At 65.6% G+C, this 24761-nt stretch carries 22 protein-coding genes; 18 read left to right on the top strand and 4 right to left on the bottom strand.

From position 1 onward, the window contains the following. Positions 1-6: 6 nt before the first annotated feature. The gene (locus AC1DWU_RS21425) at positions 7-360 is read right to left on the bottom strand and encodes a HesB/IscA family protein (protein ID WP_477152040.1); all 354 of its coding nucleotides are present in this window, start codon (positions 358-360) and stop codon (positions 7-9) included. A gap of 49 nt (positions 361-409) precedes the next feature. Here AC1DWU_RS21425 and AC1DWU_RS21420 point away from each other — a divergent pair, with 49 nt between their 5' ends. From AC1DWU_RS21420 to AC1DWU_RS21365, 12 genes are all read left to right on the top strand, one after another. Beyond that, entirely contained in the window at positions 410-1636 is a 1227-nt protein-coding gene (locus AC1DWU_RS21420) for a deoxyguanosinetriphosphate triphosphohydrolase (RefSeq protein ID WP_477152048.1), read from the top strand. Between the two features lie 28 nt (positions 1637-1664). Beyond that, positions 1665-3410 carry an arginine--tRNA ligase gene (gene argS / locus AC1DWU_RS21415; protein WP_477152039.1) on the top strand — a complete coding sequence of 582 codons (1746 nt, stop codon included), beginning with the start codon at positions 1665-1667 and terminating at the stop codon, positions 3408-3410. Positions 3411-3500: 90 nt separating this feature from the next. Continuing rightward, positions 3501-6008 carry an SPOR domain-containing protein gene (locus AC1DWU_RS21410; RefSeq protein WP_477152038.1) on the top strand — a complete coding sequence of 836 codons (2508 nt, stop codon included), beginning with the start codon at positions 3501-3503 and terminating at the stop codon, positions 6006-6008. Positions 6009-6083: 75 nt separating this feature from the next. After that, positions 6084-6875, top strand: a complete 792-nt coding sequence (locus AC1DWU_RS21405; RefSeq protein WP_477152037.1) for a segregation and condensation protein A — start codon at positions 6084-6086, stop codon at positions 6873-6875. Beyond that, on the top strand, positions 6872-7543 hold the full coding sequence (gene scpB / locus AC1DWU_RS21400) for an SMC-Scp complex subunit ScpB (RefSeq protein ID WP_477152036.1): 672 nt from the start codon (positions 6872-6874) through the stop codon (positions 7541-7543). Before AC1DWU_RS21405 ends, scpB begins: the two co-directional genes overlap by 4 nt. Beyond that, positions 7540-8640, top strand: a complete 1101-nt coding sequence (locus tag AC1DWU_RS21395) for an ABC transporter ATP-binding protein (protein WP_477152035.1) — start codon at positions 7540-7542, stop codon at positions 8638-8640. Before scpB ends, AC1DWU_RS21395 begins: the two co-directional genes overlap by 4 nt. A gap of 52 nt (positions 8641-8692) precedes the next feature. Beyond that, positions 8693-8911, top strand: coding sequence for a twin-arginine translocase TatA/TatE family subunit (gene tatA / locus AC1DWU_RS21390; protein ID WP_055048811.1), 219 nt, complete (start codon positions 8693-8695; stop codon positions 8909-8911). A gap of 32 nt (positions 8912-8943) precedes the next feature. Then, a complete protein-coding gene (gene tatB / locus AC1DWU_RS21385; protein ID WP_477152034.1) occupies positions 8944-9696 on the top strand; it encodes a Sec-independent protein translocase protein TatB in 753 nt (250 codons plus the stop codon). Between the two features lie 2 nt (positions 9697-9698). After that, the gene (gene tatC, locus AC1DWU_RS21380) at positions 9699-10568 is read left to right on the top strand and encodes a twin-arginine translocase subunit TatC (protein ID WP_477152033.1); all 870 of its coding nucleotides are present in this window, start codon (positions 9699-9701) and stop codon (positions 10566-10568) included. Positions 10569-10660: 92 nt separating this feature from the next. Then, complete coding sequence (gene serS, locus AC1DWU_RS21375) at positions 10661-11986, top strand: serine--tRNA ligase (RefSeq protein WP_477152032.1); 1326 nt, start codon at positions 10661-10663, stop codon at positions 11984-11986. 11 nt (positions 11987-11997) lie between these two features. Further along, positions 11998-12759 (top strand): 5'/3'-nucleotidase SurE, encoded by a 762-nt coding sequence (gene surE, locus AC1DWU_RS21370; RefSeq protein WP_477152031.1) that lies wholly within the window; start codon positions 11998-12000, stop codon positions 12757-12759. Between the two features lie 405 nt (positions 12760-13164). Next, the gene (locus AC1DWU_RS21365; protein WP_477152030.1) at positions 13165-14328 is read left to right on the top strand and encodes a peptidoglycan DD-metalloendopeptidase family protein; all 1164 of its coding nucleotides are present in this window, start codon (positions 13165-13167) and stop codon (positions 14326-14328) included. Between the two features lie 104 nt (positions 14329-14432). Here the strand turns inward: AC1DWU_RS21365 and AC1DWU_RS21360 are convergent, their stop codons facing one another. Both AC1DWU_RS21360 and AC1DWU_RS21355 read right to left on the bottom strand, forming a co-directional pair. Continuing rightward, positions 14433-15416 carry a hypothetical protein gene (locus AC1DWU_RS21360; protein WP_477152029.1) on the bottom strand — a complete coding sequence of 328 codons (984 nt, stop codon included), beginning with the start codon at positions 15414-15416 and terminating at the stop codon, positions 14433-14435. Between the two features lie 113 nt (positions 15417-15529). Further along, positions 15530-16405, bottom strand: a complete 876-nt coding sequence (locus AC1DWU_RS21355) for an ATP-binding protein (protein ID WP_477152028.1) — start codon at positions 16403-16405, stop codon at positions 15530-15532. A 186-nt stretch (positions 16406-16591) separates the two neighbouring features. Here AC1DWU_RS21355 and yajC point away from each other — a divergent pair, with 186 nt between their 5' ends. The 5 genes from yajC (at position 16592) to AC1DWU_RS21330 (ending at position 22648) form a co-directional block, all read left to right on the top strand. Beyond that, the gene (gene yajC, locus AC1DWU_RS21350; protein ID WP_477152027.1) at positions 16592-16942 is read left to right on the top strand and encodes a preprotein translocase subunit YajC; all 351 of its coding nucleotides are present in this window, start codon (positions 16592-16594) and stop codon (positions 16940-16942) included. A gap of 137 nt (positions 16943-17079) precedes the next feature. Further along, entirely contained in the window at positions 17080-19638 is a 2559-nt protein-coding gene (gene secD / locus AC1DWU_RS21345; RefSeq protein WP_477152026.1) for a protein translocase subunit SecD, read from the top strand. Positions 19639-19641: 3 nt separating this feature from the next. After that, the gene (locus AC1DWU_RS21340) at positions 19642-20031 is read left to right on the top strand and encodes an Mth938-like domain-containing protein (protein WP_477152025.1); all 390 of its coding nucleotides are present in this window, start codon (positions 19642-19644) and stop codon (positions 20029-20031) included. Then, complete coding sequence (locus AC1DWU_RS21335) at positions 20028-20864, top strand: phytoene/squalene synthase family protein (protein WP_477152024.1); 837 nt, start codon at positions 20028-20030, stop codon at positions 20862-20864. Before AC1DWU_RS21340 ends, AC1DWU_RS21335 begins: the two co-directional genes overlap by 4 nt. Before the next feature lie 56 nt (positions 20865-20920). Next, the gene (locus AC1DWU_RS21330; RefSeq protein WP_477152023.1) at positions 20921-22648 is read left to right on the top strand and encodes a DUF4153 domain-containing protein; all 1728 of its coding nucleotides are present in this window, start codon (positions 20921-20923) and stop codon (positions 22646-22648) included. On the opposite strand, the gene trmFO is transcribed toward AC1DWU_RS21330, so the two are convergent. Beyond that, positions 22632-24023 carry a methylenetetrahydrofolate--tRNA-(uracil(54)-C(5))-methyltransferase (FADH(2)-oxidizing) TrmFO gene (gene trmFO / locus AC1DWU_RS21325; RefSeq protein WP_477152022.1) on the bottom strand — a complete coding sequence of 464 codons (1392 nt, stop codon included), beginning with the start codon at positions 24021-24023 and terminating at the stop codon, positions 22632-22634. The genes AC1DWU_RS21330 and trmFO overlap by 17 nt on opposite strands. A 193-nt stretch (positions 24024-24216) precedes the next feature. On the opposite strand from trmFO, the gene AC1DWU_RS21320 reads away from it, so the two are divergent. Further along, entirely contained in the window at positions 24217-24708 is a 492-nt protein-coding gene (locus tag AC1DWU_RS21320; RefSeq protein WP_477152021.1) for an ester cyclase, read from the top strand. Positions 24709-24761: the final 53 nt, after the last annotated feature.

Genomic DNA, 24761 nt, shown 5'->3' with positions numbered 1-24761 from the left:
GTGGGATCAGGCGACAGCGAAGCTCGTACCGCAGCCGCAGCCGGCGACAGCATTCGGGTTCTTGATCTGGAAGCTCTGGCCGATCAGATCGTCGACATAGTCGATCTCGGCGCCGCCCATGAACTCGAGGCTCAAGGAATCGATCAGCACTGTGGCGCTATCCTTGGCTAGCACCAGGTCGTCGTTCGCCGGCGTTTCCTTCACCAGCTTGTACTCGTACTGGAAGCCGGAACAGCCACCACCCGCCACTGCGATGCGCAGCACCGTGCCCTCGCCTTGCTTGGCGAGGATGCGGCCGATCTTCTTGGCGGCGCGGTCTGTCAAAATGACATTGTTCGGTGCTAGAGCAGCTTCGGACATCAGGTACCTTTCGGCCGCCCATCGAGGGCAGCGCTGGAGGCTAAATCTAATATCGTTAGGCGACGATGAAAAGGGTCTTGGCCGCATTATGGGTGAACGCGCCGCCTATGCCTCCGATCCCTCGCAGAGCCGCGGCCGGCTTTTCGCGCCCAGCGCCAGCCCGACGCGCTCGGAATTCCAGCGCGATCGCGACCGTATCGTCCACTCCGCCGCCTTCCGCCGCCTGCAGCACAAGACGCAGGTGTTCCTGCACCACGAGGGCCTGCATTACCGCACCCGCCTGACCCACACGCTGGAGGTCAGCCAGATGGCCCGCTCCATCGCCCGGGCCCTGGCGCTGGACGAGGATCTCGCCGAGGCCGTGGCACTGGCGCACGATCTCGGCCACACCCCGTTCGGCCACGCCGGCGAGCGCGTGCTCGACGACAAGATGGCCGAATGGGGCGGGTTCGATCACAACATGCAGGCGATCCGGGTCGTCACCCGGCTCGAGAACCGCTACGCCGAGCATGACGGGCTGAACCTCAGCTGGGAGGCGCTCGAGGGCATCCTCAAGCACAACGGCCCGCTCACCAACCGCGACGGCCGCGCGCTGCACGCCGGCAAACCGCTGCCGCAGGGGCTCAATGACATCCCGGCCAGTGCCGACCTGATGACCTGGAGCCATGCGAGCCTCGAGGCCCAGGCCGCCGCCATCGCCGACGACATCGCCTACAACTCGCACGATATCGATGATGCGCTGCGCGCCGGCCTGATCCGGCTGCCGGACCTTGTGGACGTGCCACTGGTCGGCCCGCTGGTCCGCGAAGTGCTGGAGCGCTGGCCGGATATCGAGCGCAGCCGGCAGGCGCACGAGGTACAGCGTCGGCTCATCACCGTGCAGATCGAGGACGTCATCGCCGAGAGCGGCCGCGCCATTGCCGAGGTAGCGCCGCAGTCGGCCGACGACGTCCGCAACGCCGGGCGGACGCTGATCCGTTTCTCGCCGCCGGTAGCGGCGGCCGAGCAGGCGCTGAAGCGCTTCCTGTTCGAACGCGTCTATCGCAGCGACGAGGTGATGGGCCCGGTCCGCCACAGCCAGACCGTGGTCTCTATGCTGTTCGACCACTACCTCGTTACCGGCGACATGCCCGGCCGCTGGGGCGAGGCAGCCCGTCACGCGCCGGATCGCGCCGCTCGTGCTCGCATCGTTGCCGACTTCATCGCCGGCATGACTGACCCTTACGCGCTCGAGCAGCATGCCCGCCGGTTTGACGGTCAAAGCCACATAGGGTAGGGGCTCAGTCCCTTCCAAAGGTACTGCCATGAACGTCTTCGCGTTGTTTGCCACCCGTGTCGCTGACGCCCTAACGGGGCTCTATCCCTCGATCACCGAGGAAGCCTTGTCGCGCATCGTGGTCGAGCCCCCGCGAGATGCCGCGCATGGCGACCTCTCGACCAACGCCGCAATGGTGGTGGCAAAGCCGCTCGGCAAGAACCCGCGCGACGTGGCGACGGCGCTCGCCGAGCACTTCAAGGCCGACAAGGATGTGACTTCGGTGGAGGTCGCCGGCCCCGGCTTCATCAACTTCCGGCTCGCGACCCCGGTCTGGCACGACGTGCTGAAGTCGATCGCCACGCAGGGCGGCGACTTCGGCCGCTCCAATGTCGGCGGCGGCGAGCGGGTCAACGTCGAATACGTCTCGGCCAACCCGACCGGCCCGATGCATGTCGGCCATACACGCGGCGCCGTGTTCGGCGACGCACTGGCCTCGCTGATGGCCTATTCCGGCTTCGACGTGACCCGCGAGTACTACATCAACGACGCCGGCAGCCAGATCGATACCCTGGCCAAGTCCACTATGCTCCGCTACCGCGAGGCGCTCGGCGAAACCATCGACATCCCATCCGGTTTCTATCCCGGCGATTACCTAATCCCGGTCGGGCAGGCGCTGAAGACCGAGTTCGGCGATGCGCTGCTGCAGAAGCCGGAACCCGAGGCGCTGGCGATCGCCAAGGATCGCGTCCTTGCCGCGATGATGGACCTCATCCGGGCCGACCTCGCCCAGCTCAACATCCACCACGACGTGTTCTTCTCGGAGCGCCAGCTGCACGGGCAGGGTGGCGACATCGACACCACCCTCGATTGGCTGCGGGCCGAGGACATGATCTACCAGGGCCGGCTCGAGCCGCCCAAGGGCAAGACCCCCGAGGACTGGGAAGATCGCGAGCAGACGCTGTTCCGCGCCACTAACTATGGCGACGACGTCGATCGCCCGCTGGTCAAGTCGAACGGCGCCTACACCTACTTCGCCGCTGATATCGCCTACCATCGGAACAAGTACCTGCGCGGCTTCAACCACATGGTCAACGTGCTGGGCGCCGATCACTCAGGCTACGTCTCGCGGCTGAAGGCGGCCGTGAAGGCCGTCTCGCATGGCGAAGCCGATATCGACGTGCGCATCTGCCAGCTGGTCCGGCTGATGAAGAACGGCGAGCCGTTCAAGATGTCGAAGCGTTCCGGCGACCTCGTCCTGCTCTCCGACGTGGTCGAGGAAGTCGGCTCCGACGCCACCCGCTTCATGCTGCTCTACCGGCGGAACGATGCGGCGATGGATTTCGATTTCGCCGTCGTCAAGGAACAGACCCGCGACAACCCGGTGTTCTACGTCCAGTACGCTCACGCCCGGACGTACTCGGTGTTCCGCAAGGTCGCCGATGAGATGCCGGCCCTCGACGCTTCTGCCCAGGCGCTGTCGAAAGCCGATATTTCGCTGCTTTCTTCCGAGGCTGATCTTGAGCTGATCAAGGCCCTGGCGCAGTGGCCACGCATCGTTGCTTCGGCCGCAAGTGCACATGAGCCGCACCGTGTAGCGTTCTACCTCTATGAACTTGCGGCGGCGTTCCACGGCTTCTGGGCGAAGGGCAATCAAGATGTTGCCTTACGTTTTGTTAACGCCGATGATTCAATGCTGACCTCAGCCCGACTCGCCCTTGTCGGTGCTGTGCGTCAGGTGCTCGTTAACGGCTTGACCCTGCTTGGTGTTAGTGCCCCGGAGGAGCTTTCATAATTCCGGCGCATTGGTTGCTAGAGTGGCCGGCTTGCTCGGCGGGGGTCAGGGCGAGCACCGAGACCACTAGTTTAGGGGGCGCTGCTTTCAATGACAGCGAGACCGCAGCAGATGCCTGATGGCCAGGATAAATCCGACGACCTGATCGCCGAGCTCGCCAAACTTATGGCGAACAACGCCCAGGGCGCCGAGCCCGAGGCCAAGCCAGCGCCCAAGCTCGTCACCCTCAACGAGACGCCCAGGCCTGAAGGGCAGGGGCCGGCTCCGCTGGTGCGCATCCCGGGAATGGACGCACCCGCCGCCCCCTCGGTTCAGGCCACAAGTGCACCCGTGCCGCCTCCGTCCGATCGTCCCGCTCCGATTGCGCCCGGTGTGCTGCGCATACCCGGCATGGATCAGCCGGTCGCCGCTGCCCCCGCTCCGGCGGTGACGGCCCCTGCGCCCCAGAGTGAGACCAAGCCTGCCGCATCGTTCGATTTCGGCACGCTGCCTGCTGCGTCCACCACCTTCAAGCCCGAGCCGATGTCCAACTGGCAGGATCGCGAGATTCCCAAGCCGCCGGTTTCGGTTCGTCCCGCCGCCATCGAGACCCCGGTGCCGGTGCGTCCGGTTGCCGTCGAAACTCCACCGGTCATGCGTCCCGCCGCGGAAGCTCGCCCTTTGGTCGAAGCGCCGCTCGCCGACCCCATGGCCGAACTCGAAGCCGACCTGAAGCCCGTCGCTGTCGAGCCTGAAGTGAAGGCCCCGGCGCCCCGCACGGAGCCCACCTTCTCCGCTCCACGTCCGGCGCCCCAGCCTGTCGTGGCTCCGGTTCCGGCGCCTCCCATGGTGGCCGCCGCCAAGGCGTCTTCGCCGGACGACAGCTTCGATTTCGATTTCGGCTTCGGTTCCGCGCCTCCGGCGCCCATCGCTCCGCCCGATGCCCGCCCGCAGCCCAAGCCTGCGGCGCCCCCTGCCGCTCCCGCGGCCTCGTCGGTCGATCCGATCGCCGACCTGATCGCGATGGAACTTGATTCCGCCGAGGCCGAAGGGTCTGCAGAGGCCGAGGTCGAGCATCGTCCCGCCCCGGCGCAGCCTGCGCCGCGCAGCTTTCCGCTACCGGGTGCCGTTCCTGCGCCGCGTCCGGCCGGCAGTGCGCCTGCCAGCAGCGTCCAGTTCCGTGCCCCTGTTGCACCGCAGCCGGCCCCGCCGACACCCCGCGCGGAAGATCGCTTCGGCGTCGCGCCGGTCTTCGGGCCGACCAGCAAGGTGCAAGCCTCTCGGCCGCCCCAGCCGCCTGCTGAGCGCGACCCGATGGATGAGATCGAGAGCCTGATCGGCGAAGCGGTCCGCGTCGAGCTGACCAGCGATCGGCCGGCTATGCCGGCGCCCGCTCCGGCACCCCAGGCCGCTCCGGTCGTCCCGCCGCTCACCACCGGTTTTGCGCCGCGCCGGGCTGCGCTCAAGGATACCGAGCCGCAGGTTCCGTCGGCCGAAGCCGCCATTCTTGCCGCGGCGGCAGCCAGCGGTGCGGAAGTCGGTCGTATCGACGGCATGGCGGCCGAGCAGAGCCCCTACAAGCGCCCCAAGTCCAAGCCCGAGCGCCGTTCCAGCGGTATGCGCCAGTATGTCGGCATGGCCGTCGCCGGCACGCTCCTGCTTGCCGCGGGCTTCGGCCTCTACTGGGTGCTCGGCATGGGCCGCGGCACCGATGCCGATGCGCCGGTGCTGCAGGCCGACGCCACGCCAGTCAAGGAAACACCACCTCCCGCCGCAAGCTCCCCGACTCAGCAGGGCTCGGTGGTATTCAACGAGCTTGATGGCACCGAAAATCCCGCCGACGAGCAACTCGTCTCGCGTGACGACAGCGCCGAGACCAGCGTTGCGGACGTGGCCCGCACCGTTGGTGAAGGCGACGATGCCGCCAGTGAAAGCGAACTCGCCAACCGCAAGGTTCGCACCGTGACGGTCCGCCCGGACGGCACCATCGTCTCGGGTGACGAAGCCGTCGCCGGCAACGAGGAACTGCCGGTCGACCGGCCAGCCGTGCCCGATCTGCCCGGTGCCGACGTGCAGCCGTCCGAGCTTCTCGCCGCTGTTCCCGATGCTGCCGCCGATCCGATCGGTGCAGCCATCACCACTGATCCCGAACCGGCGGCCGACGCTACCCAGCTTTCGGCCCTCGCCGAGACAGGGCCGGCGCCCACGATCGATCCGAGCATCGTTGCTCCGGTTCCGGTCGCGCGCCCGGCGGATCGCTCGGTTCTGGGCGGCGGTTCCAATCAAACCGTAGCGGCGGTCGAACCGACCCAGGCAGTGGATCTGGGCGTTGAGGCCCCCGCGGCGCGGGCCCCTGCACCCGCGGCAAGCGGCAGCGGCCCTTACGTGCAGCTCAGCTCGCAGCCCACCGAGGGCGACGCGCAATCGTCGCTCCGCACCACCCAGAACCGCCTCGCGGGTCTCTTGGCAGGGCGCAGCTTGGCAGTGCGCCAGGTCAACCTTGGTGCCAAGGGCACGTGGTATCGCGTCGTGCTGCCGGTGGATTCGTTCCAGGAAGCCACCCAGACCTGCGCCAGCCTCAAGGCAAATGGCGTGGATTGCGTGCCGATCGGCGGTTGATCGGCACCCGCAATTCCTTGACGCCCGTCTCGGTTCGGGACCAAGCTCGCACGAGCTGAGCGGGCAGGCGACTTCATGAGCGACACATCCACGGACTGGTTCGCGACGCCGGACGCGCCGCGCGACGAAGTGATGTATGTCGACGTCGTCGGCTACGAAGGCCCGCTCGACCTGCTGCTCGACCTCGCCCGCCGGCAGAAGGTCGACCTTTCCCATATCTCGATCCTGGCGCTCGCCGAACAGTATCTGAGCTTCATCGAGACGGTGCGCGAGAAGCGCATCGAAATCGCCGCCGACTATCTCGTGATGGCTGCCTGGCTCGCCTACCTCAAGAGCCGCCTGATGGTGCCGCAGGCGCCCAGCGACGACGAACCCTCCGGCGAGATGATGGCGGCGCTGCTGCAGTTCCGCCTGAAGCGGCTGGAGGCGATGCGGAAGTCCGCTATGCAGTTGATCAACCGCCCGCGCCTCGGCCGGCAAGTGCATGCGCGCGGTCAGCCTGAGCCGGTGCTGGTGGAGCGCCGCAACCTCTGGGAAGCCTCGCTCTACGAGCTGTTGAAGGCCTACGCCACCGGTCGCGAGCGCAACGTGCCGCAGGATTACCACCTGTTCGAGCGCAGCGTCTGGTCGCTACAGGAAGCGCGCGAGATATTGACGCGGCTGATCGGCGAAAGCATGGACTGGGTGCCGCTCGACGCCTATCTGGACCAGTACCTGAGCAATCCCGAGCAGAGGAAGACCGCCACAGCCTCGAGCTTTGCCTCAAGCCTTGAACTTGCCCGGCAGGGGCAAATAGAACTGCGCCAGACCCTGACCTTCGGCCCGCTGTTCATGCGCCGCAAGGTCGATGGAAAGAAGCCTGAATGACCGACGAAGCGCCGGACGACCAGTTCGACGAACATGGCGAGATCGCCGAGCGCAACCTCAGGGTGCTCGAAGCGATCCTGTTCGCCTCCGCCGAACCGCTGTCTCCAGCCGACATAGCGCCATATCTCGGTGACGGTGCCGACGTGCCGGTCCTGCTTGAGAGGTTGGCGCAGCGCTATATCGGCCATGGCGTGCAACTGGTCCGCCGCGGCGACAAATGGGCTTTCCGCACCGCAGACGACTTGTCATTCCTGCTCCGCCGCGAAGAGACCGAAAGCCGCCAGCTTTCCCGCGCGGCGCTGGAAACCCTCGCCATCATCGCCTATCACCAGCCCGCCACTCGGGCCGAGGTCGAGGAAGTGCGGGGCGTCGCCAGTGGCGGCGGCACCTTCGATGTGCTGATGCAGACCGGCTGGGTGCGCATGCGCGGCCGCCGGCGCACGCCGGGCCGTCCCGTCACCTATGGCACTACCGAGGCCTTCCTCGATCACTTTGGCCTCGAAAGCCTCGGCGATCTGCCTGGCCTCGAGGAACTGAAGGGCTCCGGCCTGCTGTCGAGCCGCCTGCCGCCCGCCTTCCAGGTGCCGCTGCCCTTCGATGGGCCGCTGCGCGACGACGAGGACCCGTTGGAGCCCGACGACCGGGGCGAGAGCGACGGCGTTCAATGACCGACAGCCCGGAACTAGAAGACTGGGGCCCGCGCGGCACTGCCGGCGTCGCCTTCGCCGCGGCACTTCGTTTCGACGCCGTGGATGTCACCCTCGGCGGCCGGCCGGTGCTGCAAAACTTCTCGCTGGCTTTGGTGCCAGGCGAGATCGTCTGCCTGCTCGGCGAGAGCGGCTCAGGCAAATCCACCATCCTCCGCGTCGCCGCCGGCATCCAGCGGATCGACGGCGGCACGGTGAAGATCAACGACCAGATCGTCTCCGGCCCCGGCGTCCATGCCAAGCCCGATCGGCGCGGCATCGGCCTGATGTTCCAGGACTTTGCGCTGTTCCCGCACCTGACGCTGCTGCAGAACGTCACCTTCGGGTTGCGCAAGCTCGGCCGCGTTGCAGCTCTGAACCAGGCCCGGCAGGCTCTGAAGCGCGTTGGCCTTGATGACCGCGAGGCGGACTATCCCCATCGCCTGTCTGGCGGCCAGCAGCAGCGCCTGGCGCTCGCTCGCTCGATTGCCCCGCGGCCGGGCATCCTGATGCTGGACGAGCCGTTCTCGAGCCTCGATGCGCGCCTGCGCGAGACGGTACGCAGCGAGACCCTCGCCGTGCTGCGCGAGACTCATGCCACCACCATCATCGTCACGCACGATCCCGAGGAGGCGATGTTGCTCGGCGATCGCATCGCGCTGCTCCGCCACGGCAAGCTGGCGCAGATCGATACCGCCTCCGCAATCTACAATCGCCCGGTCGACTTGAACGCCGCCCGCTTCTTTTCGCCGCTGAGCGAGATCGAGGCACGGGTGCAGTCTGGCAGGGTGGAGACGCCGCTCGGTCCGGTCCCGGCCCCAAAGCATGCCGATGGCACTGCCGTGACGGTGGCCATCCGGCCCATCGGCTCCCTCGACGTGGCGACGGAAGGCCCCGGGATTCCGGGGCGTGTCCTGGCCAAGCGCGACGCCATCGGCATCGACCTCTGCGAGGTCAGCGTCACCGGTCTCGACCGCCCCATCCAGATCCGCCGCCGCGCCGATCGTAACCTTGTCGTGGGTTCGGACGTATTCCTGACCCTCAACCCGGAACACGTCCTTGTGTTCGCCAAGGATTGAACCTATTTCTCTGCGCTAGTGTAAGCGTAGAGCATTCTTTCGGAGACCATCCATGCACGCGCCAGGGATTTGGGGCATCATCGTCGTCGCCATCGTGGTGATCCTGCTGTTCGGACGCGGCAAGATCGCCGGGCTGATGGGCGAAGTCGCCTCCGGCATCAAGTCCTTCCAGAAGGGCATGCGCGACGAAGAGCAGAAGCCTGCTGCGCAGATCGACGCTTCGACCACGGTCGAACCTGCCCGCGAGACCGAGAAGGCCAAGGACGCCTGATCGTCTGACGGCCGCTCCCAGGAGCCAACCATATGCTCGGCGTCGGCTGGACCGAAATGCTTGTGATCGGGGTCGTGGCCCTGATCGTCATCGGTCCCAAAGAGCTTCCCGCTCTCATGCACAGGGTCGGCAAGTTCGCCGGCACTATCCGGCGCATGGGCGCCGATTTTCAGCGTGAGCTGAACAAGACCACTGGTCTCAACGAGATCGCCAATCTTCGCCAGTCGGTGACGCAGCCGCTGAAGGCCACGGCCGACGCGATCCGCAAGGAATTCAACGCGACGACGGCAACCGGTGAGGTAAAGCCCTCGGGCGTCATCAAGCCGGCCGACCCCAAGGTCGAGAGCGTCGTCGACGAGATCAAGGCTGCAGCCGGCATCACTGCACCCGCCGCTAGCCCAGTCATGACCCCGATCGCCCCTCCCGCCGTAGTCGCCAAGACCCCGGTCAAGGCCGCCCGCGCCCCGCGCGTCAAGGCGCCGACGGAGAGCAAGGTCGCCACCGCCGACATCGCCCCGGCTAAGAAGGCTGCGCGCAAGGCCGCGAAGCCAATCGACTCGCCCGCACCCGTCGAGGCCATCGCTCCGGTGAAGTCAGCGCCTGCAAAGAAGGCCACCGTCAAAGCCGCTGCTCCGGTGACGAAGGCTCAAAGCGTCGCGGCCAAGCCTGCTGCCAAGACCGCTGCCAAACCTGCGGCTAAGGCGGTGGCCAAGCCTGCCGCTGCTGAGAAGCCTGCGACCAAGCCCGCCACCAAGAAGCCGGCTGTTGCCGCCAAGAAGCCGTGACCATGGCCGAACAGACCAAGCTAGCAGCGCCCAAAGACGCGCCCAAGACCGATGAGGACGAACTCGCCGGTAGCGAAGCGCCGCTGCTTGATCATCTCGTCGAACTGCGCAAGCGCCTGATCCGCTCGCTGCTGGTCATCTTCGGCCTGCTCATTGTCTTCTTCTTTTTCTCGCAGACCATCCTCGAGGTTCTGATCGAGCCGTATCGCGCGGCCTACCTCGCGGTGATTCCGCATGGCGCGCAGTCGGTAATTCCGGATGACTTCCGGCTAATCTACACCGCACCGCAGGAGCTGTTCTTCACCCAGCTCAACGTTGCGTTCTTCGCCGCCATTTTCGTGGGTTTCCCGTACCTCGCGATCGAGGTTTACGGCTTTGTCGCGCCAGGGCTCTACAAGAAGGAGCGGCGCGCCTTCCTGCCATACCTGGTCGCGACGCCGGTCTTCTTCTTCATGGGCGGGCTGCTGGTCTATTTCGCCGTGCTGCCTATGGCGATGCGCTTCTTCCTCTCGATGCAGACCCAGGACATCGAGATGCTCGTGCAGGTCAGCGAGTACCTCGGCCTCGCGATGACGCTGATCCTCGCGTTCGGTGTGTGCTTCCAGTTGCCGGTGATCCTGACGCTGCTCGCACAGATCGATCTGATCTCGAGCGGTACGCTCAAGAAGGGTCGGAAGTACGCCATCGTCGGCATCCTGGTGTTCGCCGCCTTCATCACGCCGCCCGATCCGATCTCGCAGATCGGCCTCGCGCTGCCGATGTACCTGCTCTACGAAATCTCCATCCTTTCCGTCCGCTGGATCGAGAAACGCCGTGCCGCCGCTCTGGCCGCCGAGGGCGCCGAAGGTACCGACGTCGAGAAGTCCGAGTAGGGCGCTGCCGATGGGGGCGCGGTCCCGGCAGGGACTTGCGCTGGCACCCCAATCCGGTAAAGCAGAGCCCTTCTCCCGCCGCAGGTCTTCCCATGCTCGATATCAACTGGATCAAAGCCAATCCCGCCGCGTTCGATGCTGCGCTCGCCGAGCGCAAGAACGTGCCGTTCAAGGCCTCCGAGCTGATCGCCATGGACGAGTCCCGCCGCGCCGCGATCCTCGCCGTCGAGGAAGCGCAGGCGAAGCGCAACGCCATGTCGAAGCTGATCGGCCAGGCCAAGGCGCAGAAGGACGAGGCCAAGGCCAACGAGTTGATGGCCGAGGTCGCCTCGCTCAAGGACGCGATCCAGACCGGCGAAGCCGCCCGCAGGGACGCGGAAGAGGGGCTCCGCAACGCGCTGCTCGTCATCCCCAACATCCCGCTCGAAGAAGTGCCCCGCGGTGCCGACGAGGCTGACAACAAAGAGTACTTTGGCCTAAACGGCTCTCCCGCCACCGCCGCCAAGGCGCGTCCGGCAAAGCCCAGCTTTAGCTACAAGCCGAAGGAGCACTTCGAAACCGGCGAGGCCATGGGCCAGATGGACTTCGAAGTCGCCGCCAAGATCAGCGGCAGCCGCTTCGTGGTCCTCAAGAGCCATCTCGCCCGCCTGGAGCGCTCGATCGGGCAGTTCATGCTCGACCTGCATGTGGATGAGCACGGCTACACCGAAGTCCAGCCGCCGCTGCTGGTGAAGGATGATGCTCTCTACGGCACCAACCAGCTGCCGAAGTTCGCCGACGACTTGTTCTTCACCCCGCATGGCGACGGTCGGCTGGCCCTGATCCCGACCGCCGAGGTGCCGCTCACCAACTTCGTGCGCGACAGCATCCTGTCGGAGGACGAACTGCCGCTGCGCCTCACGGCACTCACCCCGTGCTTCAGGTCCGAGGCCGGTTCGGCGGGCCGTGACACCCGCGGCATGCTGCGGCAGCATCAGTTCAACAAGGTCGAGATGGTGGCGATCACCACGCCGGAGACCTCGGGCGAAGAGCACGAGAAGATGCTGTCGGACGCCGAGGATGTGCTGAAGCAGTTGGGCATCCACTACCGCGTGATGATGCTCTCGACCGGCGATATGGGCTTCGGCGCTCAAAAGACCTACGATCTCGAGGCCTGGCTGCCGGGGCAGGACACCTACCGCGAGATCTCGTCGGTGTCGGTGTGCGGGGATTTCCAGGCGCGCCGGATGGGTGCGCGAGTGAAGGGCAAGGACGGCAAGATCCGTCATGTTCATACGCTAAACGGCTCGGGTGTCGCCGTCGGCCGGGCTCTGATCGCCGTGATGGAAAACTATCAGCAGGAAGATGGCTCGATCGCCATCCCCGACGTGCTCCAGCCGTACATGAAGGGCCTGAAGTCGATCGGCGCGAAATCTTGAGTGAGAACCGTGTGAGAATCCTCATCACCAACGATGACGGCGTGGACGCCCCGGGCATCGCGGTGATGCGCGAGATTGCGCTGACGATCAGCGATGACGTCTGGGTGGTGGCGCCCGATGGCAACCAATCCGGTGCCTCGCATCGCTTCACCTTCGGGCGCGAACTTGGGGTCGATCGGCGTGAGGAGCGGGTGTACGCCATCGTCGGCGGCTCTCCGGCCGACTGCGTGGTTGCCGGCATGACCCATATCTGCAAGGACCTGAAGCCAGGGCTGGTGCTGTCCGGCATCAACAACGGCCAGAACCTCGGCGATATCCTCAACTGCTCCGGCACGGTCGCGGGCGCCCGCGAAGGGGCGCTGCACGGTGCGCTCGGCATCGGCATTAGCCAGGGCGTCGACTATGAGCGCGGCACCGACGTCGACTGGACCAACTCGCGCCAGTATGCGGCGCGCGTGGTCAGCCAGCTGATGGGCTCGGTGAAAAGCCGCGACGCCTATTTCAACGTCAACATCCCGTTCTGCGCGCCCGAAGACGTGGCCGGCATCCGCGTCGTGCCGTTCCAGCGCTTCGCCCGCTCACCCATGGCCTACTACCCCAGCGACAACGCCGGGAAGTTCTTCATCGCGATCCCCGAGACGCCCAAGCCGCTCGACGAAGAGCACGACTTCCGGCTCGCCATGCACGGCAACGCCATCACGGTGACCCCGCTGATGCTGCAGCACACGCATTACGAGATGGTTGGCCAGCTGGACGGCGCCTTGGCGCTCTGAAGTCCAGAATTGAACGAAATGAACTGGTTTCGTTCAATTCGTACCCTTGCAAGTCCTTGTGCATTTCTCCCTCCCCTCTGACGTCGATACGGCCATTGTGACACCGTCGGCGCGCGCGGGGATAAGCGGCCGGCGGGCCCCGGAGCCTCGAAGGTCTCGCCAAGTTGTGGGGCGGATCGCGCACCGTCGACGCGGGAGATGGGGCAGGGGAGCTGCCATGTCGCCGCCGCTCGTTTGTCCGTACATGAAGGCGTTCTGAAGCGTTGTTCAGGTGCAGGGTCCCTTAACCCTACCGACTCCTGAATCTCGTGATCGGCGATTTGAGCAATTTGCGTCGCGTTTAAATCACTCTTTACCTTAACGCCCTAATCTCAAGTCCATTGAGTACCTGCGTAGAGTGGACTGATGAGTAACCGCGTGACCGGTAAGACGTTTAGAACCGCCGCGATTGTGGGCCTGTTCGCAGGTGCCACGGCGCTCTCGGGGTGTAGCTCGCTTGGTGGCCTCGGCTTCGACCGGACGACGACCGGCTCGGTCAACTCCGCCGCGCCGATGAACACGGCGCAGGCCATGCCCAAGACGCTCGTTCCTCCAGAAAACATTGGCGGCGGTTCCGGTCCTGCGCTGGTCGGCTCCAACAACATGGGCAGCCAGCCCATGGGTAGCCAGCCGCTTGGCTCAGTATCGACCGAAGACTTGCCTGTGCTCACTTCATCAGCCAACGGAAGCAATCAGATGATGCCCGCTGCCCAGCCCCTGAGCCCGGTTCCGGCCACTACCACTCTGGCGTCCGCCCCGGCTTCGAACACCCTCGTCTCTGTCCCCTCGGACGCTTACGTCCACGTGATCGAAAGCGGTGAAAGCCTCTACACCGTCGCACGCCGCTACAACGTAACGGCCCAGGCGATCATCCAGGCCAACGGCTTCTCTTCGCCGGACAAGATTTATGTCGGCCAGAAGATCGTTATCCCGGGCAAGGCTTCGAACCTCGCGGCGCTCGGCCCCAAGGGCACCAAGCCGCAGACGCTCGGCGCGCCGCCGTCCGATCTGGCCGCGCCCAAGCCGGTCACTGTTGCATCCATCGAGCCCGAGGCGAAAATGCCGCTGGCGACGGTCAAGCCGCTTGCTCCCGCCGCTGCCGCCCCGTCGGTTGCCGAAGCCCAGCCACTGCAGCAGCCCAAGACCGAGCCCGTGCTCTCCGGCGCCGACAAGTTCCGCTGGCCGATCTCGGGCCGCGTCATCACCGACTTCGCCAATTCCAAGGGCACCGGCATCAACATTGAGGCGCCGGAAGGCGCGGCCGTGCGGGCCGCCGAGAACGGCCAAGTGATCTACGCCGGCTCCGGTGTCGAGGGCTATGGCAACCTCGTGCTGATCCGCCACCCCAATGGCTATGTCTCGGCCTATGCCCACCTCAAGGATATGAACGTCGCCAAGGGTACCGTGGTGAACCGCGGCGACAATATCGGCACCGCCGGCAAGACCGGCTCGGTGTCGAAGTCCCAGCTGCACTTCGAACTGCGCAAGGGCGCCACACCGGTGGACCCGCTGCCGCTGCTTGCCAGCTGAGTTCAGACACTAGAATTGAGAGGGCCCCGGAGCGATCCGGGGCCTTTGTCGTTTGGGCTTGGTGAGGCTGACTGCCTTCTCCCACAGGCAGGCCGGTGGGTGGGCTAAACCGCAAACGCCCGCACAGAGTGCCGGATCTCCAGCGGCTTGGCCGGATCGATGTCCACCCAGGTCTTGATGCCGCGCTTGTTGATCGGGTTGGGGCCGGTGGAGACGTCGGTGTGGAGGTCGAAGGCCGAGGCGAGGGGCTCGAGGCCGATGGCGCGGAACTGGCCGTTCCACGGTTCGCCCTTGATGCCACCGTCCGTGTGCCAGATCATCAGGGTGGGCAGCAGATCGCGGTCCCAGTCGAGCTCGAAGCCGGCGCCTTCATCGAGATAGATCCCGGTGAGGGGGCTGGTGGCGCCGCAGAGCTGCACGTTCTTGTCGGTCCGCGGCGACAGCGGGACGTGGGACATGTCCACACGGGCACCATCCTTCGGCACCGAGCTGAGGCGCTCGAACTCCTGCGGATCGCCTTCGGCGGTCTGACCGGGGTGGGTGAGACCAAACTGGAAATCGAGCTTCAACTCCAGCCGCCCCGGATTCTCGGGCATCCGGAAGTTGGGGTGAAGGCCCGCCGAGATCGCGGCCTTGTGGCGGGCGAAGATCCGCATGGTGAAATCGAGCGCCGGCGATCCCTCGCGAGCGGTGATCACCCGCTCGACCTTGCGCACCACCGAGTCCGGATCGTAGTCGAGCGACAGCGTGACGCTGCGGTCGTCCCCCTGGACGATGGTCCACTCGCGATGGGCGCTCGGACCATGGATGGTGTCGTTGGCCTTTTGCGTCATCAGGCTACTCCATTCGGGCAGGTTCGGGCCGGCGGTGCGGCCGCCGGTGCCGAAGGGCAGACCGACGAAATCGCCCGCCAGCACGCGCAGGTGCCCGGTGATGGAGGGATCGTCCACCGTGCCGAGCCATGGCGCCCGCGCAAACGGCTTGAACGGCCTGCCGTCGAGCAGGAAGGTGGCGTCGGCCAGCATGGCAGCCGTACTCAGGATGGTCGCCTCGCCGTGCGACCACCTCAACTTATGCGAAACGCTCATAATTCCCCTCGGCCCCTCGTCTGGAAATCGGAGGCATTCGTTGCAGTATCGGTCCTGCGCCGCAAGCTAAGGGAACTCGGAAATAGGTCTGAGTTGGCCGCCGGCACTTGGGGCTAGATAGCCTTGCCCTGCTCCCCGGCGATGGCCCGCACGAATTGTATCGCCACGCGACCGGAGCGCGCGCCCCGTGTCATCGACCATTCCACCGCACGGGCCCGCAGCGTCTCGTCGTCGATCGTGAGCCCATACTCGTCGCAATAGCCGCGGACCATTGCGAGGTAGGTCGGCTGGTCGCAGTTGTGGAAGCCGAGCCACAGCCCGAAACGGTCCGACAGCGATACCTTCTCATCCACCGCTTCGCCCGGAGTGATCGCGGTTGAGCGCTCGTTCTCCACCATGTCGCGCGGCATCAGGTGGCGCCGGTTCGAGGTGGCATAGAACAGCACGTTCTCCGGCCGGCCTTCGAGCCCGCCGTCGAGGATGGTCTTCAGCGACTTGTAGCTGGTCTCGTCCTTGTCGAAGCTGAGGTCGTCGCAGAACACGATGAAGCGGGCGTCCTCGCGCGAGATCAGCCGCATCAGCCGGGGCAGGGCCTCGATATCCTCGCGGGCGATCTCGATGAGGATCAGCCGCTTCAGGCCGGTTTCACCCAGTGCGTCGACATGGGCGTGCACGGCCTTCACCAACGAGCTCTTGCCCATGCCCCGCGCGCCCCATAGCAGCGCGTTGTTCGCCGCATAGCCGCGCGCGAACTGCAGGGTGTTCTGCAGCAGGATCTCCTGCACGTCATCGATGCCCTTGAGCATGCTGAGCGGCACGCGCGACACCTTGGGCACCGGCAGCAGCGTGCCGGTGGCGGCGTCCCAGTGATAGGCACTGGCTTCCGTCAGCGCCGGGGCAGGGACAGCGATGCTCGGCTTCATGGCTTCCAGCGTGTCGGCGATGCGCGCGAGGGCCGCCGCGATGGCGGCGGAATGGTCGTCGGTCATAAGGGCAGAACTCCCGGGTACGCCCCCGTTTTGACGCAGCCCGATTGGCTTTGCAATCCTTGTGCACCGCCTCTATATTCCGGCCGATTTTTGCCGGGTAGGACTGCCCTTCGCCGGAAACCAGCCCTATATGGGTCAACAACGGCCATCCGACGTGCCGACAGCCACTAAGCAAGGAGCTTCTTAATGTTCGTGACCCCCGCCTATGCGCAAGCCGCAGGCGCCGCCGCCCCCGGTGGCGGCATGGATCTGATTATCCAGTTTGCCCCGATCCTGCTGCTGGTCGTGATCTTCTGGCTGCTCATCTTCCGCCCGCAGCAGAAGCGCATGAAGGCGCATCAGGCGATGCTCGGCGCGATCACCCGTGGCGATACCATCGTCACCTCCGGCGGCATCGTCGGCAAAGTGACCAAGGCCGTCGATGGCGAGGATCTCGAGGTCGAGATCGCCCAGGGCACCCGCGTCAAGATCGCTCGCTCCGGCATCACCGACGTGCGCTCCAAGTCGACCCCGGTCAACGACAACAAGGCTTCCTGAGCCACTCCTTTCGGCCGGCACCGCGCAAGTGGGCCGGCTGACGCATTTCTGACATAGACGCGGAGCCACTGGGCTCCGCTTGCCCCTGGGCAGCTTGCCGCCGCCATTGGGCACCATACAGGATCCAAGTTCCGACCATGCAGTCATCGCCAATCCGGTCAGCCATCATCGTCATCGTTGCGATACTTGGCATCCTGTTCACCATTCCGAGCTTCCTGCCCAAGGACATGCTGGCCGCCTGGCCAGGCTTCCTGCCCAAGCAGACCGTGGTCCTAGGCCTCGACCTGCAGGGTGGCTCGCACCTGTTGCTGCAGGTCAACCGTGACTCGATCATTGCCGAGCGCATCAAGAGCCTGCGGCGCGATGTGCGCTCGGCTCTCGCCAACGACAACGGCATCGGCAACCTGATCACCACAAGTGCGGACTCGATCACCATCGAGCTGACGGACCCGACCCAGAAGGAGGCCGCCCTGGCGGCCATCCAGAAGCTGCAGACCAATATCTCGAGCAATTTCGGCGTTGGCGGCGTGCCCGAGCTGGCATTCTCCGAGACCGCGGACGGCAAGCTCGTCGTGTCGCTGACACCCGACGGCGTCAAGGAGCGCATGTCTTCGCTGGTAGCGCAGTCGATGGAAGTCATCCGCAATCGCGTCGACGAAGTGGGCACCACCGAGCCGACCATTCAGCGCCAGGGCCAGGACCGCGTGCTGGTTCAGGTTCCGGGCTTCGAAGATTCCGCGCGCCTAAAGGAACTGATCTCGCGTACGGCGCGCCTGACCTTCCACCTGGTTCACCCGACGATGACCGCGGCGCAGGCCGAGGCCCAGGGCATCCCCGCCGGCTACTTCATCCTGCCGAGCGCCGATGGCGGCAAGGAACTGCTCAACGAGAACGTCGAGCTTGGCGGTGAATCGCTGACCAACGCGCAGCCCGGCTTCGACCAGCAGACATCGCGCTCCGTCGTCAGCTTCCAGTTCGATACCCGCGGGGCCATCACCTTCGGCGAAATCACCTCCAAGAACGTCGGCAAGCGCTTTGCTATCGTCCTCGACAACCAGGTGATCACCGCTCCGGTCATCCAGCAGCCGATTACCGGCGGTTCGGGCCAGATCAGCGGCAACTTTACCCCGCAGACCTCCAACGACCTCGCCGTGCTGCTCCGCGCCGGCGCGCTGCCGGCCTCGCTCGACGTGGTCGAGGAACGCTCGGTCGGCCCGAGCCTCGGCGCTGACTCCATCCGTGCGGGTATCACTGCCGGCGCCGTGGCGTCTGTGCTGGTGCTGGCGTTCATGGTCATCGCCTACGGCATGTTCGGCGTGTTCGCCAACGTGGCGCTGCTGCTCAACGTCGTGCTGATCCTTGGCTCGCTGTCGGCCATCGGCGCGACCCTCACGCTGCCCGGCATCGCCGGTATCGTCTTGACCATCGGCGTCGCGGTGGACGCCAACGTCCTGATCTACGAGCGCATGCGCGAAGAGCAGCGGGCAGGCAAGTCGATACTCGCCTCGCTGGATGCGGGCTTCCACCGCGCCTGGGGGACGATCATCGACTCCCACCTGACGCAGCTGATCGCGGCCATTGTGCTGTATTTCCTCGGCTCGGGCCCGATCCAGGGCTTCGCCGTGACGCTGGCCCTGGGCATCCTCACCTCGCTGTTCACCGCCTACACGGTGACCCGCTTCTTCATCGGCATCTGGTATCACTGGAAGCGCCCCAAGACGCTCCGGATCCAGCACTTCCGCTTCATCCCGGACGGCACCAAGATCGATTTTATGAAGATGTCGCGGACCGCGATCATCATCTCGGTCGTCCTCACGGTGCTCGCCATCGGCACGGCCTTCGTCAAGGGCTTCAACCTCGGCATCGACTTCGTCGGCGGCTCCGCCATCGAGGTGCAGCACACCGCCGAGGGCGACGCCGACCCGGCCAGGGTGCGCGAGTTGCTGGACCCGCTGGGCCTCGGCGAAGTGCAGGTGCAGAGCTTCGGCAACCCGCAGGACCTGCTGGTCCGCATCCAGCTGCAGGACGGTGGCGACGCCGCACAGCAGGTGGCCGTGCAGGAGGTCACCAAGACCCTCGCAACCGAGAACTATGAGGTTCGCCGCACCGAAGCGGTGAGCGGCACCGTGTCGGGCGAACTGGCCTTCAACGGCACCATCGCGGTGCTGGTGACGCTGGTCGCCATCCTGATCTATGTGTGGTTCCGCTTCGAGTGGCAGTTCGGCCTCGCGGCTGTGACGACGACGCTGCACGACGTGATCATGACCGTGGGGCTGTTCTCGATAACCGGGCTGGAGTTCAACCTCAGTTCGATCGCGGCGGTGCTGACGCTTGTCGGCCTGTCGCTCAACGAAACGGTCGTCATTTCTGACCGCGTGCGAGAGAACTTACGAAAATACAAGAAGATGTCGGTTGCGGAGATCATCAATCTCTCGATCAACCAGACGATCGTGCGCACCTCGCTGACGCAGTTCACCGTGCTCCTGGCGCTGTTCCCGCTGGTGTTCTTCGGCGGCGAGTCGATCCGCGGCTTCACCATCGCGATGACTTTCGGCTCGATCTTCGGCATGTACTCGTCGATCTTCATCGGCGGCCCGATCCTGATCCACTTCGGCCTCAAGCCGCGCAGCGAGATGGAAGAGGCCAAGGAGAAGAAGGCCAAGGCCGACAAGCGCGCCGACGGCGCAGCGGTCTAGTCCATGGTTGAACGGGGGGAGGGGTTTTACCCCCGGCAGACCCAGATCGACGCCTACGGCAACGGCGGCTTCCGCTTCGCCGGGTTGTCGCACCGCGGCTCGCTCCTCTGTCTCCCGGGCGGCATGTTCGCCTGGGAGCCGAGCCAGCCAGCGGATGTGACGCTGCAGAGCCTTGCTCCGGTGTTTGCCGTGGCCGATCAGCTCGACGTGCTGTTGATCGGGCTCGGCGGCGATATTGCCATCCTCGATCCCGCCATCCGCGCGGCCCTCAGGGAAAGCAGGATCATCGTCGAGACGATCGCCACCGGCGGTGCCGTCCGCACCTACAACGTGCTGCTCGCCGAGGACCGCGCGGTCGGAGCGGCGCTGCTTGCTGTCGAGAACGCCCGATGAGCGACAACGCCGGCTACGTCGCGAGCTTCCTCCGCGACGCCGACCGCGACCGCTATTTCGCGACCCTGCTGCTCAAGGAGCCAGAGCGCACCGCCATCCAGTCGCTCTATGCCTTCAGCGCCGACGTGGCTTCGATCCGCGATCGGGCGCGAGAGCCGGCGGCCGGCGAAATTCGGCTGCAATGGTGGGTCGATGCCCTGAAGGGCGAGGGGCATGGCAATGTCCGCCAGAACCCGCTCGCGGCGGCGCTGCTCGACGCGATCTCCACCTATGGCCTACCGGCCGGACCGCTGTTGCGGCTGGTGGCCGCGCGTCGCTTCGATCTCTACCAGGATCCGATGCCCGACGTGGCGAGCTTCGAGGGCTACGCAGGCGAGACGCTGTCGGTGCTCTATCAGCTCGCCGCGATGATCCTCAACGGCGGTACGGAAGTGGAGACCGGCGATGCGGCCGGCCATCTCGGCGTCGCCCATGCGCTGACCGGGCATCTCCGCGCCTTTGGCTTCAACGCCTCACAGGGCCGCATTTTCCTGCCGATGAGTATCTTCGGCGCCAATGGCGTGACGGATGGGGAGATCCTGGCCGGGCAGGAAAGCGAGGGTCTGTTTGCGGCGCTCGGGCAGATCAATGATCTCGCTGTCGAGCATCTCGAGAAGGCTGGCGCCGCCATTGGCGCGTTGCCGAAGCCGCTGAGCCCGGCTTTCGCGCCGATCGCACTGCTGGCCTCGCAGCTTCGGCGGATCGCGTCATCGCGAACGCCATTTGCACCGATTGCTGATCTGGCGGACTGGCGAAAAATCGCCATGATGAGCTGGTGGGCGTTACGCCACTGACAGGGGATCGCATGAATCTCAGGGCCTGGTTGGAGAAGCAGGCTCCGGATTTCCTAATGACCGGCCAACGCTTTCCGTTCGCCATCCTGCTCGCAGCCCTCACCACCATCATTGTCATCGGCGCCATCAATGGCCTCGAATGGATGCGCGACGAAGTGTGGGCGCGCGCCGCTCTCGGTCTTGCCACTGGCGCGGTGCTCGCCGTCGCGGGCGTTTACTTCGCCGAGAGCCGGCCAGAGGGGCGCCTTGCGGGTCTGCTCCTCAAGTATGCGTTGCCTATAGCGGTGGTCGCCGCCTTACAGATACGGGACATCACCTGGTTCGTGCCGTTCGCGATCCCCGCCGTGGCCGTGCTCTGGCTTTCGGTGTCGCCGTTCACCCGGATGGAACGGGGCGTGCCGCGCGAAGAGCAGCAGAACCGCTTCTGGTGGATCAATTTCCAGGCCTTCGCGACTGCGGTCATTGCAGCTGCAGCGTTCCTCATCGTCGCCCTGGGCCTCGCCGCCATCGAGCGCTCGCTTGCCATCCTGTTCGGGCTCGAGACCGGGCAGGTATTCTACAACTGGGTGCTGCCGTTCACCGGCTTGTTCCTCACCCCGGTCTATTGGCTATCGACCCTGCCGCACGTCTCGGCCTACCGCGCTGAGGAACTGGAGCAGGCCGATTTCCTGCCGCGAGCGTTCGGTTTCCTGGGGCAGTTCGTGCTGGTGCCGCTGCTGCTGATCTACGCCCTGATCCTCCTGGTCTATACCGCGCAGATCGTCGTCACCCAGAAGCTGCCCGAGGGCATGATCGGCTGGATGGTCCTCGGCTTCGTCGTCATCGGCGCCGCCACCTGGCTGGTGCTGCACCCGCCCTTCGTGCGGACCCGACCCCTCGTCCGCCTGTTCCGCACCTGGTGGTTCTGGCTGACGCTGATCCCGCTGGCGCTGTTCTTCGTGGCGGTCTGGATCCGCATCGATGCCTATGGGCTTACCGACGAGCGCATGCTGCTCGCGGCCGGAGGATTCTGGGCAACGGGGCTCGCCGTGGTCTACCTCCTCGGACGCGGCGATATCCGGCTGATCCCGGCGGTCGCCGGCATCATTCTGCTGGCGCTGTCGGTGGGACCGTGGAACTACGCCAATCTTCCGGTCAGCAGCCAGGCGCTGCGGCTCGACGCGGTGGTAATGAACGCCGGCGCCGACAAGAGCGCGTCGCCGCCGCGTGGCGATTGGAACGCCGCGGAGATCGCCGAGGCGCGCGGCATCATCGACTACCTGGCGGGCTCGCCCGGAGGGCGGCGGGCGGTCCGGGAGGTGATGGGGAAGTACGGCGTCAGCTGGGATCCCGCACAGGACGGCTCTTACGTCGTACTGGAGGCGCTGGGTGTGAGCGAGCCGACAGTCGACGGGCTGCCGCGCTATGCAACGCTCTGGCGAGATTTCGCAGTGGCATTGGACGTTTCGGCCACGCCCTACCTGATCCGGCCGGTCAGCATCTATGGAGACGCGGTGCTCGACGCCAGCCCGCTCCGGTTCGAGGCCAAGAGCGGCGAGCTGTGGGTGGGCCCGGAAGGCGCGGGGCCCGAAGCGCTCACCAAACTAGACCTGGTAGCCTGGTTTACACAGCAGGACGGCAGTTACCTGGCCTCGCCCTGGCTCGATTTTGTGGTGGACGGGCGGAGCTACCGGCTCGCCGTCGAGTCCATGACCTTCGACCGCGGCGAGAACAACGCGGGTCCTCGCACGCTTAGCACTGTCATAGGCCAGCTGTTCTCGGACCGGCCTAAGCCCACGCCATGATGTCGTCGAGTGCCCGGGAGGTGATCGCCTCTTTCTTGGCGATCGTCTTCTCGGTCGATTTCCAGCGGCCGACATGGCCCTCGGGCTTGCTGATCGATACGGGCGGGAACAGGCCGAAATTGACGTTCATCGGCTGGAAGCTGCGGGCACCGGAATAGGCTTCCGCCTCGAGGTGACCGCCGGTGATGTGGTTGATCAGCGCGCCCATCGCCGTCGTCTCCGGCGGGATCGCCAGCTGCTCGCCGCGCGCGTCGGCGGCAGCCATGCGGCCCGCCATCAGGCCCACAGCGGCGCTTTCGACATAGCCCTCGACGCCGGTCACCTGGCCGGCAAATCGCAGGCGCGGCATGGCCTTCAGCTTCAGGTCCGGTCCCAGCACCTTGGGGGAGTTGAGGAAGGTGTTGCGATGGAGACCGCCGAGCCGAGCAAATTGGGCATTCTCTAGCCCCGGGATCATGCGGAAGATCTCGGCCTGGATGCCGTAGCGCATCTTGGTCTGGAAACCGACCATGTTCCACAGCGTGCCCAGCGCGTTGTCCTGGCGCAGCTGTACGATGGCGTGCGCCTTGACGGTTGGGTTGCGCGGGTTGGTGAGGCCGACCGGCTTCATCGGGCCCCAGCGCAGCGTGTCGCGGCCGCGCTCAGCCATGACTTCGATCGGCAGGCAGCCGTCGAAGTACGGCACTTTCTCCCAATCCTTGAACTCATGCAGCGGCGCGGTGACCAGGGCGTCGACGAAGGCATTGTACTGCTTCTCGTCCATCGGACAGTTGAGATAGTCCTGCCCGTTCCCCATCGGCCCGACCTTGTCGTAGCGCGACTGCGCCCAGACGATGTCGCGATCGATCGAGTCGCCATGGACGATGGGCGCGATGGCGTCGAAGAAGGCCAGAGAATCCTCGCCGGTCAGCGCCTGAATGGCGGAGGCAAGGGCAGGGGAGGTCAGCGGCCCGGTCGCCACCACCACGTTCTGCCACTCTTCCGGCGGCAACCCGGCGACCTCGCCGCGCTCGATGCTGATGTTGGGGTGATTGTGGATCGCGACAGTCACCGCATCCGAGAATGCGTCGCGATCGACCGCAAGCGCTCCACCCGCAGGCAGCTTGTGCGCATCGGCGGCCCGCATGATGATCGAGCCGCACCGCCGCATCTCTTCATGCAGCAGGCCGACAGCGTTGTGCTGGTGGTCGTCGGAACGGAAGCTGTTGGAGCAGACCAACTCGGCAAAGCCTTCGGTCTGGTGTGCATCGGTCTTCTGGACCGGGCGCATCTCGTGCAGCACGACCTTGGCGCCGGCCTCGGCTGCTTGCCAGGCGGCTTCTGAGCCGGCGAGACCGCCGCCGATCACATGAATGGGTTCATCGTGTTTTGACATGGGCGCCAGATAGCAAGCGGGGCCGGCCTGCGCAACTTTCAGCACAGCCCTCGGACGACACGGGGACGTGTGTTACCGGCCGCGCGCCCGGGTGCTAAAAATTGGATTGGCCGGGTCGCCCCCCTCGGCGACACGTTTCCCACCTGTCACGGTCCGGTCCTGGGCAGTGTGCACCAAGCGTAGGGAGGCCCACATGAATAGAATGTTCGTTGGTTTTGTCGCCCTCGGGGCGATTGCCCTGACTGTCTGGCCGGTGTTTGCGGATGATGCTGCCAACGAGGCACTCGCCCGGCGGTTCTACACCGAGTTCAATGCCCGGAATTTCGCTGCCTTTCCGGAATTCATCGCCGCTGATGTCGTCGATCACACCGCCGGACCCGGCATGGCGGCGGGCGTCGAGGGGCTGACGAAGGAGCTTCAGGGCTTTGCCACCGCCTTCTCCGACATGAAGATCGAGAACGAGCTGGTGCTGGTGAGCGGTGACTACGTGACCGTGGTCTCCACGGCCAAGGGCACCAATGACGGGGCGATGATGGAGATGCCCGCCACCAACAAGCCGGTGGACTTCAAGGCGATCGACGTCTGGCTTGTCCGTGACGGCAAGCTCGCCGAAGTCTGGCACGTCGAACAGTTGCTGCAGATGATGACTCAGATGGGTGCAATGAGGCCCCCGGCGGCGAACTGAGGCTGCGAGGCGCAGGCCTGCGAATGCCCATGAGCGGCTCGGTCGCGCTGCTC

This window comes from Devosia sp. P2_G7, assembly GCF_056403495.1.
Note: the sequence above shows the minus strand (reverse complement) of the source record. Positions and strands in the feature narration are given on the sequence as shown.